The sequence below is a fragment of the Brachybacterium fresconis genome, assembly GCF_017876515.1.
In the GTDB taxonomy this organism is placed as follows: Bacteria; Actinomycetota; Actinomycetes; order Actinomycetales; family Dermabacteraceae; genus Brachybacterium; species Brachybacterium fresconis.
Genome location: NZ_JAGIOC010000001.1, coordinates 1,601,564 through 1,610,831, shown reverse-complemented (window position 1 = coordinate 1,610,831; position 9,268 = coordinate 1,601,564). Strand labels below are relative to the sequence as shown.

The 9,268-nt window shown below is 67.7% G+C and carries 18 protein-coding genes; 17 read left to right on the top strand and 1 reads right to left on the bottom strand.

Annotation, left to right across the window (positions count from 1 at the left end):
* The first annotated feature begins 7 nt into the window (after positions 1-7).
* From rplC to rpsQ, 10 genes are read left to right on the top strand one after another with little or no spacing between them, the layout of a single operon-like run.
* Positions 8-688 (top strand): 50S ribosomal protein L3, encoded by a 681-nt coding sequence (gene rplC / locus JOF44_RS07410; RefSeq protein ID WP_209889220.1) that lies wholly within the window; start codon positions 8-10, stop codon positions 686-688.
* A 5-nt stretch (positions 689-693) separates the two neighbouring features.
* Positions 694-1,650 carry a 50S ribosomal protein L4, sunset domain variant gene (rplD, locus tag JOF44_RS07405; protein WP_209889217.1) on the top strand — a complete coding sequence of 319 codons (957 nt, stop codon included), beginning with the start codon at positions 694-696 and terminating at the stop codon, positions 1,648-1,650.
* The gene (rplW, locus tag JOF44_RS07400) at positions 1,647-1,949 is read left to right on the top strand and encodes a 50S ribosomal protein L23 (RefSeq protein WP_209889214.1); all 303 of its coding nucleotides are present in this window, start codon (positions 1,647-1,649) and stop codon (positions 1,947-1,949) included. Before rplD ends, rplW begins: the two co-directional genes overlap by 4 nt.
* Positions 1,950-1,995: 46 nt before the next feature.
* Complete coding sequence (gene rplB, locus JOF44_RS07395) at positions 1,996-2,832, top strand: 50S ribosomal protein L2 (protein WP_209889211.1); 837 nt, start codon at positions 1,996-1,998, stop codon at positions 2,830-2,832.
* A 15-nt stretch (positions 2,833-2,847) separates the two neighbouring features.
* Positions 2,848-3,129: a 30S ribosomal protein S19 gene (gene rpsS, locus JOF44_RS07390; protein WP_209889207.1), complete on the top strand. Its 282-nt coding sequence runs from the start codon at positions 2,848-2,850 to the stop codon at positions 3,127-3,129.
* Positions 3,130-3,181: 52 nt separating this feature from the next.
* Positions 3,182-3,535, top strand: a complete 354-nt coding sequence (rplV, locus tag JOF44_RS07385) for a 50S ribosomal protein L22 (RefSeq protein ID WP_209889205.1) — start codon at positions 3,182-3,184, stop codon at positions 3,533-3,535.
* Between the two features lie 10 nt (positions 3,536-3,545).
* Positions 3,546-4,385, top strand: coding sequence for a 30S ribosomal protein S3 (gene rpsC, locus JOF44_RS07380; RefSeq protein WP_209889203.1), 840 nt, complete (start codon positions 3,546-3,548; stop codon positions 4,383-4,385).
* A 6-nt stretch (positions 4,386-4,391) separates the two neighbouring features.
* Positions 4,392-4,811: a 50S ribosomal protein L16 gene (gene rplP / locus JOF44_RS07375; RefSeq protein ID WP_209889200.1), complete on the top strand. Its 420-nt coding sequence runs from the start codon at positions 4,392-4,394 to the stop codon at positions 4,809-4,811.
* On the top strand, positions 4,811-5,044 hold the full coding sequence (rpmC, locus tag JOF44_RS07370; protein WP_114853752.1) for a 50S ribosomal protein L29: 234 nt from the start codon (positions 4,811-4,813) through the stop codon (positions 5,042-5,044). The genes rplP and rpmC overlap by 1 nt, the downstream gene beginning before the upstream one ends.
* A 20-nt stretch (positions 5,045-5,064) precedes the next feature.
* Positions 5,065-5,391: a 30S ribosomal protein S17 gene (rpsQ, locus tag JOF44_RS07365; protein ID WP_209889198.1), complete on the top strand. Its 327-nt coding sequence runs from the start codon at positions 5,065-5,067 to the stop codon at positions 5,389-5,391.
* An 87-nt stretch (positions 5,392-5,478) separates the two neighbouring features.
* Here rpsQ and JOF44_RS07360 read toward each other — a convergent pair whose 3' ends face one another.
* Complete coding sequence (locus tag JOF44_RS07360) at positions 5,479-5,892, bottom strand: hypothetical protein (RefSeq protein ID WP_209889196.1); 414 nt, start codon at positions 5,890-5,892, stop codon at positions 5,479-5,481.
* A gap of 409 nt (positions 5,893-6,301) precedes the next feature.
* On the opposite strand from JOF44_RS07360, the gene rplN reads away from it, so the two are divergent.
* From rplN to rplR, 7 genes are all read left to right on the top strand, one after another.
* Positions 6,302-6,670, top strand: coding sequence for a 50S ribosomal protein L14 (gene rplN, locus JOF44_RS07355; RefSeq protein WP_076808071.1), 369 nt, complete (start codon positions 6,302-6,304; stop codon positions 6,668-6,670).
* A 1-nt stretch (position 6,671) separates the two neighbouring features.
* Positions 6,672-7,058: a 50S ribosomal protein L24 gene (rplX, locus tag JOF44_RS07350; protein WP_209889194.1), complete on the top strand. Its 387-nt coding sequence runs from the start codon at positions 6,672-6,674 to the stop codon at positions 7,056-7,058.
* 1 nt (position 7,059) lies between these two features.
* Positions 7,060-7,629: a 50S ribosomal protein L5 gene (rplE, locus tag JOF44_RS07345; RefSeq protein WP_209889192.1), complete on the top strand. Its 570-nt coding sequence runs from the start codon at positions 7,060-7,062 to the stop codon at positions 7,627-7,629.
* Position 7,630: 1 nt separating this feature from the next.
* Positions 7,631-7,816 carry a type Z 30S ribosomal protein S14 gene (locus JOF44_RS07340; protein ID WP_010550318.1) on the top strand — a complete coding sequence of 62 codons (186 nt, stop codon included), beginning with the start codon at positions 7,631-7,633 and terminating at the stop codon, positions 7,814-7,816.
* Between the two features lie 70 nt (positions 7,817-7,886).
* Complete coding sequence (gene rpsH / locus JOF44_RS07335) at positions 7,887-8,285, top strand: 30S ribosomal protein S8 (protein ID WP_209889190.1); 399 nt, start codon at positions 7,887-7,889, stop codon at positions 8,283-8,285.
* 18 nt (positions 8,286-8,303) lie between these two features.
* On the top strand, positions 8,304-8,846 hold the full coding sequence (rplF, locus tag JOF44_RS07330) for a 50S ribosomal protein L6 (RefSeq protein ID WP_209889188.1): 543 nt from the start codon (positions 8,304-8,306) through the stop codon (positions 8,844-8,846).
* Positions 8,847-8,848: 2 nt separating this feature from the next.
* Positions 8,849-9,235, top strand: coding sequence for a 50S ribosomal protein L18 (rplR, locus tag JOF44_RS07325; RefSeq protein ID WP_209889186.1), 387 nt, complete (start codon positions 8,849-8,851; stop codon positions 9,233-9,235).
* The last annotated feature ends 33 nt before the right edge of the window (positions 9,236-9,268 follow it).

Genomic DNA, 9,268 nt, shown 5'->3' with positions numbered 1-9,268 from the left:
GGTGGACATGAGCAACGAACTGACAGGGCAGAAGGCCCGTCCGGTGTCCGGCGTGCTCGGCACCAAGCTCGGCATGACCCAGGTCTGGGACGACAGCGGAAAGCTGGTCCCCGTGACCGTCGTGCAGACCGGTGCGAACGTCGTCACCCAGATCCGGTCCCTCGAGACCGACGGGTACGACGCCGTGCAGATCGCCTACGGCCAGATCGACCCCCGCAAGGTGTCGGCCCCGCTGAAGGGCCACTTCGAGAAGGCCGGCGTGACCCCGCGCCGTCACCTCGTGGAGCTGCGCACGGCGGACGCCGCCGAGTACAGCCTCGGTCAGGAGATCGACGCGTCGGTCTTCGCATCCGGCCAGAAGGTCGACATCGTCGGCACCTCCAAGGGCAAGGGCACCGCGGGCGTCATGAAGCGTCACGGCTTCGCCGGCGTCAGCGCCACCCACGGCCAGCACCGCAACCACCGCAAGCCCGGGTCCATCGGCGGCGCCTCCACCCCCGGTCGCGTCTTCAGGGGTCAGCGCATGGCTGGCCGCATGGGCAGCGATCGCACCAGTGTCCAGAACCTGACCGTTCATGCGGTCGACGTCGAGAAGGGCCTCGTGCTCGTCAAGGGTGCCGTTCCCGGCGCCAAGGGCGGCCTCGTGCTCGTCCGCTCGGCTGTCAAGAGCCCCGCGAAGGAGGCCTGAGCCCGATGGCAGCGAACCTGACCGTCGAGGTGCTCGACACCGCCGGAAAGAAGTCCGGCACCGTCGAGCTGCCCGCGTCGATCTTCGACGTGCAGACCAACGTGCCCCTGATCCACCAGGTGGTCGTCGCCCAGCAGGCGGCGGCCCGTCAGGGCACCCACAAGACCAAGACCCGCGCCGAGGTGCGTGGCGGCGGCAAGAAGCCCTGGAAGCAGAAGGGCACCGGTCGTGCCCGTCAGGGCTCCCTGCGCGCCCCGCAGTTCGCCGGCGGCGGCACCGTCCACGGCCCCGTCCCGCGCGACTACGGCCAGCGCACCCCGAAGAAGATGAAGGCCGCCGCTCTGCGCGGTGCCCTCTCCGATCGGGCCCGCAACGGCCGCGTCCACGTGGTCTCGTCCCTGCTGACCGGGGACGTCGCCTCCACCCAGGCGGCCCGCGTCACCCTGTCCCACGTCTCCGATCGCCGGCACCTGCTGGTCGTCGTGCGTCGTGATGACGACCTGGGCGCGCTGAGCTCGCGCAACCTGCCGACCACCCACGTCCTGTACGCGGACCAGGTGAACACCTACGACGTCATGCTCGCCGACGACGTCGTGTTCACCGCCGGTGCGCTGGAGGACTTCGTGGCCCAGGCCACCCTGACCCTTCCTGCCTCCTCCTTCGCCACGGCGAAGGCTGCTGCTGCCGCCCCGGCCTCCGAGGCGCCGGCCGCCGCTGCCGAGGAGAGCCCCTTCGGTGCAGGTTCCGCGGCCCCGCTGGCCGACGGCTCCGCACCCGAGGGCTTCGCCATCAAGGGCAACCAGGGCTCGAAGAAGTTCCACACCGAGGACTCCCCGTGGTACGGCCGTACCAAGGCCGAGGTCTGGTTCGCGTCCGAGGAGGCCGCTCTGGCCGCCGGGTTCGTGAACGCGGTCAAGGAGTCCACCCCGGCCGATGAGGCCGCCGAGGAGGAGTCGAAGTGACCTCGCTGAACAAGGATCCCCGCGACGTCCTGCTGGCCCCGGTCGTCTCCGAGAAGAGCTACGGGCTGATGGACAACGGCAAGTACACCTTCCTGGTGGACGCCCGCGCCAACAAGACCGAGATCAAGATCGCCGTCGAGTCCATCTTCGACGTCAAGGTCTCCTCGGTGAACACGATCAACCGTCAGGGCAAGTCGCGCCGCACGCGCTTCGGGACCGGCAAGCGCAAGGACACCAAGCGCGCCGTGATCACCCTGACTGACGGAGCCATCGACATCTTCGGAGGGTCGGTCGCCTGAGGCGGCCGATATCCGAGGAGCCGAAGAGAGTCTGAGGGAAACCCACATGGCAATTCGTAAGAGCAAGCCGACCACGCCCGGTCGTCGTGGCTCGAGTGGCGCCGACTTCGTCGAGGTCACCCGATCCACGCCGGAGAAGTCGCTGGTCCGCCCGCTGTCCAAGTCCGGCGGCCGCAACAACAACGGTCGTATCACCTCCCGTCACCGGGGCGGCGGCCACAAGCGGGCCTACCGCGTGATCGACTTCCGTCGTCACGACAAGGACGGCGTGGGCGCCAAGGTCGCACACATCGAGTACGACCCCAACCGCACCGCGCGCATCGCGCTGCTGCACTACGCCGACGGCGAGAAGCGTTACATCCTCGCCCCGTCGAAGCTGCGTCAGGGCGACTGGATCGAGAACGGCGCAGGCTCGGACATCAAGCCCGGCAACAACCTGCCGCTGCGCAACATCCCGCTGGGCACCGTGATCCACGCGATCGAGCTCCGCCCCGGCGGCGGCGCGAAGATCGCGCGCAGCGCGGGCGCCTCCGTGCAGCTGGTCGCCAAGGACGGGCCCTATGCGCAGCTGCGCATGCCGTCCGGGGAGATCCGCAACGTCGACGCCCGCTGCCGCGCCACCATCGGCGAGGTCGGCAACGCCGAGCAGTCCAACATCAGTTGGGGCAAGGCCGGCCGTATGCGCTGGAAGGGCAAGCGTCCGCACGTGCGCGGCGTCGTCATGAACCCCCACGATCACCCCCACGGTGGCGGCGAAGGCCGTACCTCCGGTGGTCGTCATCCGGTGTCGCCCTGGGGTCAGCCCGAGGGCCGTACCCGTCGACCGGGCAAGGAGAGCGAGAAGCTCATCGTGCGCCGTCGTCGGACCGGCAAGAAGCGCTGATAGGGAGAACCACACATGCCTCGCAGTATCGCCAAGGGCCCGTTCGTCGACGACCACCTTCAGAAGAAGGTGGACGTCCAGAACGACAAGGGCACCAAGAACCTCATCAAGACCTGGTCGCGTCGTTCGGTCGTCACCCCGGACTTCCTCGGCCACACCTTCGCAGTGCACGACGGTCGCAAGCACGTCACGGTGTTCATCACCGAGTCGATGGTCGGCCACAAGCTCGGCGAGTTCGCTCCCACGCGGACTTTCAAGGGCCACGAGAAGGACGACAGAAAGGGCCGTCGTCGCTGATCACCCTCAGCACGGCAGCACGTCCCGACATCCAGAAGAAAGCAGGACAGCAATGGAAGCCAAGGCGCAGGTGCGGCATCTCCGCATGTCGCCCATGAAGGCTCGCCGCGTTGTGGACCTGATTCGTGGCAAGAGCACGGCCGAGGCCCTGGACACCCTGCGGTTCGCACCGCAGGCAGCCAGCGCGCCCGTCCTCAAGCTCGTCGAGTCCGCGATCGCCAACGCGCGGGTGAAGGCAGATCAGGCGGGGGAGCGCTTCGACGAGCGCGAGCTCGTCGTCTCCGCCGCATTCGTCGATGAAGGTCCGACCATGAAGCGGTTCCAGCCGCGTGCACAGGGTCGAGCCTTCCAGATCAAGAAGCGCACCAGCCACGTCACCGTGGTGGTCGCTCCCGTGAACAAGTAAGGAGTCCCGAATGGGCCAGAAGGTCAATCCGAACGGGTTCCGCCTCGGGATCACCACGGAGCACAACAGCCGGTGGTTCGCCGACTCCTCCAAGGAGGGTCAGCGCTACCGCGACTACGTGAAGGAAGACGTCGCGATCCGCAAGCTCATGTCCAAGGGCATGGAGCGGGCCGGCATCTCCAAGGTCGAGATCGAGCGCACCCGGGATCGCGTCCGCGTCGATCTCCACACCGCCCGCCCGGGCATCGTCATCGGGCGTCGCGGCGCGGAGGCCGAGCGGCTGCGCGGTGCGCTGGAGAAGCTCACCGGCAAGCAGATCCAGCTGAACATCCTCGAGGTCAAGAACCCCGAGGCCGACGCCCAGCTGGTCGCTCAGGGCATCGCCGAGCAGCTCGCCGCCCGCGTCTCCTTCCGTCGTGCGATGCGCAAGGGCATGCAGTCCGCGCAGCGCGCCGGCGCGAAGGGCATCCGCGTGGCGGTCTCCGGCCGCCTCGGCGGTGCCGAGATGAGCCGTAACGAGTTCTACCGCGAAGGGCGCGTGCCGCTGCACACCCTGCGCGCGAACATCGACTACGGCTTCTACGAGGCACGCACCGCCTTCGGCCGCATCGGCGTGAAGGTGTGGATCTACAAGGGCGACGTCACCGCCAAGGAGCTCGCGGCCCAGCAGGCCGCCTCGCAGGGTCCCCGCTCCGGCGGACGCGGCCCGCGTGCCGAGCGCCCGCGCGGCCGTCGTAACGAGCGCAATGCAGCCGCCCGTCGGGAGGACCCGGAGTCTGCTCCGCAGGCATCCGCTCCCGCCGAGCAGCCGGCGTCCGCTCCCGCAGAGCAGTCCGGAACGGAGGCCTGAGCGACAATGCTGATCCCTCGCAGGACCAAGCACCGCAAGCAGCACCACCCGACCCGCAGCGGCATGGCCAAGGGCGGAACCGAGCTGGCGTTCGGTGACTACGGCATCCAGGCGCTCGCGCCGGCCTACGTCACCAACCGCCAGATCGAGGCCGCACGTATCGCCATGACCCGCTACATGAAGCGTGGCGGCAAGGTGTTCATCAACATCTACCCCGATCGACCGCTCACCAAGAAGCCTGCCGAGGTCCGCATGGGCTCCGGCAAGGGTTCCGTCGAGTGGTGGGTCGCCAATATCAAGCCGGGACGGGTCATGTTCGAGATCACCGGCGTCGACGAGGAGATCGCTCGCGAGGCCCTGCGCCTGGCGATGCACAAGCTCCCCATGAAGTGCCGCATTCTGAGCCGAGAGGGTGGTGACATCTGATGGCAGCGACCAAGCTCACCGCCGATGAACTGGACAAGCTGGACGACGTCAAGCTTGCCGAGGAGCTGGCGAAGGCCAAGGACGAGCTGTTCAAGCTTCGTTTCCAGTCCGCTACCGGTCAGCTCGAGAGCTCCGGCCGCCTGCGGTCCGTCAAGAAGGACATCGCACGGATCTACACGATCCTGCGCGAGCGCGAGCTGGGCATCCGTCAGGCCCCCGGCTCCGCCGAGTGACCGCGAAGCGAGGAACAGAGATGACTGAGAACACCCAGGCCGATATCCCGGCCGCAGAGGAGCTCGACAAGGAGGGCGCGCACGCCTCCTCCCACGAGCGCCCGTACCGCAAGACCGTCCGCGGTCTCGTGGTCTCGGACAAGATGGACAAGACCGTCGTGGTCGAGGTCGAGGAGCGTGTCAAGCACGCCCGCTACGGCAAGGTCACGACGAAGTCCAGCAAGTTCAAGGCCCATGACGAGGAGAACACCGCCGGCTACGGCGACCGTGTCCTGATCATGGAGACCCGTCCGACCTCCGCGACCAAGCGGTGGCGTCTGGTCGAGATCCTCGAGCGCGCCAAGTGATCCCGCGGTCCTCGTGACCGCACCCGGATCCTGACAGGGCCGGTCCTCCCCTCGGGGAGGGCCGGCCCTGTCGTCGTCGCGGCTCCGTCAGCGCCCCGTGAGCTGGACCAGCAGCGCCCCGGCGTAGGCGTCCTCGGCGTGGGGCGCCCGGACCTCGCGCGGCTCCGCCCCGTCGGCGGGGGAGAGGGTCACGACATACGCATCGTCGTCCGCGCGGTGGAGACTGCGGAAGGACGCTCCGAGCGCGGCGCGCAGCTGGTCCTCGCGGGGGATCCAGATCGCCTCCTGCTGCTCGACGGAGTCCAACGCCCATTCGGTGGTGCCGTTGAAGCGGAAGACCCGCTCCCCGCCACGGCCCACCGCGGGTTCGACCACCATCGAGGAGAGCATGAACGCCTCGTCGCGCAGCAGCTCCGTGTCGATGGTGAAGAGGTCCCCCTCCACCGGGTCCCAGAGGAGGCCTGACTCCTGCAGCCTGCGGGCAACATCGATATCGATCATCCCTGGAGTCTACGGATGCTTCGAGAGAGCAAGCACACACCGGCCGGGTGGCCCCGAAGGGGTGACAGGTCAGGTGCGACCCCGTAGTCTTGAGCGGTTGCCGGACATCTGTGCGCGCCCACCCTCGTGGTGCGTGCGAGCAGGAGTCCGCGGCAGGATCCGGGACCACCAGATCCGTCCTCGCCGGAGACCGTGCACGAGAAGCGAACGCCTCGCGTTCCCCACGCTAGTGCTTGAGTCCGGCCGAGGGTTTTTTGGTGCCCGGGACCCGTCGGCGGTGATGCCCGCGGTCGCACCTGTGGCCAGGGGCGATACGGCGCACCATGCAGTGTCCATATTCCGTTCCGCAAGGCTCGGCCGGCTCGCTCCCGCGGGTCGGAAGAGAACCGGTGAGACGATAGGAGAACGAGTGATTCAGCAGGAGTCGCGACTGAAGGTCGCCGACAACACGGGTGCCAAGGAGATTCTCTGCATCCGTGTTCTCGGTGGCTCCGGTCGCCGTTACGCCAGCATCGGCGACACCATCGTGGCGACCGTCAAGGACGCCATCCCCGGTGGCAACGTCAAGAAGGGCGACATCATCAAGGCTGTCGTCGTCCGTACATCCAAGGAGCGTCGGCGTGCCGATGGCTCTTACATCCGCTTCGACGAGAACGCGGCGGTGATCCTCAAGACCGACGGCGAGCCGCGCGGAACGCGCATCTTCGGCCCCGTCGGTCGCGAGCTGCGCGACAAGCGCTTCATGAAGATCATCTCGCTGGCACCGGAGGTGCTGTGACATGGCAAAGATGAAGATCAAGAAGGGCGACCTCGTCCAGGTGATCACCGGTCGCACCAGCGACAGCGACAAGGCCGCCCAGCGCGGCCTCGAGGCCGGCGACAAGGGCAAGCAGGGCCGCGTCCTGCAGGTGTTCCCCGACTCCGAGCGCGTGCTCGTCGAGGGGATCAACCGCCACACCCACCACCTCAAGCCGAACCAGGCCGGTGGTGCGGGCGGCATCGAGCAGCGCGAGGCGCCGCTCCACGTCTCCAACGTGGCCCTGGTCGACCCGGAGGACAACAAGCCGACCAAGATCGGCGTCCGCGTCGAGACCGTCGAGCTCGACAGCGGCCGCTCCAAGCAGGTGCGCGTCCGCTACGCCAAGCGCTCCGGGAAGGACATCTGAGATGAGCGAGACCGTCACCCAGGCGCCCACCCCGCGTCTGAAGACCCAGTACAACGAGACCATCAAGGCGCAGCTGACCGAGCAGTTCGGTTACGAGAACGTCATGCTGGTCCCGGGTGTGACCAAGATCGTCGTGAACATGGGCGTCGGCGACGCCGCACGCGATTCCAAGGTGATCGACGGGGCCATCCGTGACCTCGCCGACATCACCGGTCAGAAGCCCCAGGTCACCAAGGCCCGCAAGTCCATCGCGCAGTTCAAGCTGCGTGAGGGCATGCCGATCGGTGCGCACGTCACCCTGCGCAACGCCCGCATGTGGGAGTTCCTGGACCGCTTGCTGTCGACCGCGCTGCCGCGCATCCGCGACTTCCGCGGACTGTCGCCGAAGCACTTCGACGGCAACGGCAACTACACCTTCGGTCTCACGGAGCAGGTCATGTTCCACGAGATCGACCAGGACAAGATCGACCGCGTCCGCGGTATGGACATCACGGTCGTGACCACTGCGAAGACCGACGACGAGGGACGCGCGCTGCTGAAGCTGCTCGGCTTCCCCTTCAAGGAGAACTGATATGGCCAAGACAGCCCTGATCAAGAAGTCGGAGCGCAAGCCGAAGTTCGCGGTGCGCGCCTACACCCGGTGCCAGCGCTGCGGCCGTCCGCACTCCGTGTACCGCAAGTTCGGGCTCTGCCGAGTCTGCCTTCGCGAGATGGCTCACCGCGGTGAGCTCCCCGGCGTCACCAAGAGCAGCTGGTAAGGACTACCGCCAGAGGTCCCGGGCACAGCGATGATGCCGCGGGAAACCAGGTGAGGAAGAAGCAACAGACATGACCATGACCGACCCGATCGCGGACATGCTCACGCGGATCCGGAACGCCTCAGGCGCGTTCCACGAGACCGCGTCCATGCCGTACTCGAAGTTGAAGGCCCGCATTGCGGACATCCTGAAGGCAGAGGGCTACATCCTCGGCTGGCGCGAGGACGAGGCCGAGGTGGGCAGCAAGCTCGTCCTCGAGCTGAAGTACTCCGAAAGCCGCGAGCGTGCCATCTCCGGAATCCGGCGCATCTCGAAGCCGGGCCTGCGGGTGTACGCGAAGTCCACGAATCTGCCCAAGGTCCTCGGCGGCCTGGGCGTGGCGATCCTGTCCACGTCCTCCGGCCTCCTGACCGACAAGCAGGCTGCCCAGAAGGGTGTAGGTGGGGAAGTCCTCGCCTACATCTGGTGAGCGGGGGAGGAGAACACTATGTCCCGCATCGGATTCCGACCGGTCCCCGTGCCGGCAGCCGTCACTGACGTCAGCATCACCGGCCGCACCATCTCGGTGACCGGCCCCAAGGGCGAGCTCTCGCACGAGGTACCGTCGCCCCTGACCATCGAGCGCAACGACGACGGCGCGATCGTCGTCCGGCGCCCCGACGACGAGCAGGACAACCGTGCGCTGCACGGGCTGACCCGCACGCTCGTCAGCAATATCGTCCTCGGCGTCACCGAGGGCTACGAGAAGAAGCTGGAGATCGTGGGCACGGGCTACCGTGTGACCGCGAACGGCACCGATCTCGAGTTCGCACTCGGCTTCTCCCACCCCGTCACGGTGAAGGCCCCCCAGGGGATCACCTTCGCCGTCGAGACCCCGAGCAAGTTCTCGGTCTCCGGCATCGACAAGCAGCATGTGGGTCAGGTCGCGGCGAAGATCCGTGGCATCCGCCCGCCCGAGCCCTACAAGGGCAAGGGCGTGCGCTACGCGGACGAGAACGTGGTGCGCAAGGCCGGAAAGGCTGGTAAGTGATCATGGGTTACGCACTCAAGCACACCAAGGGCAACCGCGGCAGCAAGCTGCGTGCGCGCGGCCGTCGCCACCTGCGGGTCCGTCGCCGCATCATCGGGACCGCCGGGCGTCCGCGCCTGGTCGTCACCCGCTCGGCCCGGCACGTCTTCGTCCAGGTCGTCGACGACGGGGTGGGCAAGACGCTCGCCTCCGCCTCGACCATGGAGACGGACCTGCGCGGCGCCGAATCGCCCAAGGCGGACAAGGCCCGCACCGTCGGCACCCTGGTCGCCGAGCGCGCCAAGGCCGCCGGGATCGACTCCGTCGTGTTCGACCGCGGCGGCTACAAGTACCACGGCCGCGTGGCCGCCGTCGCGGACGGCGCTCGCGAAGCCGGCCTGGCGCTGTGATCGCCCCCCGGACACAGGACGAGAAGAGGATCT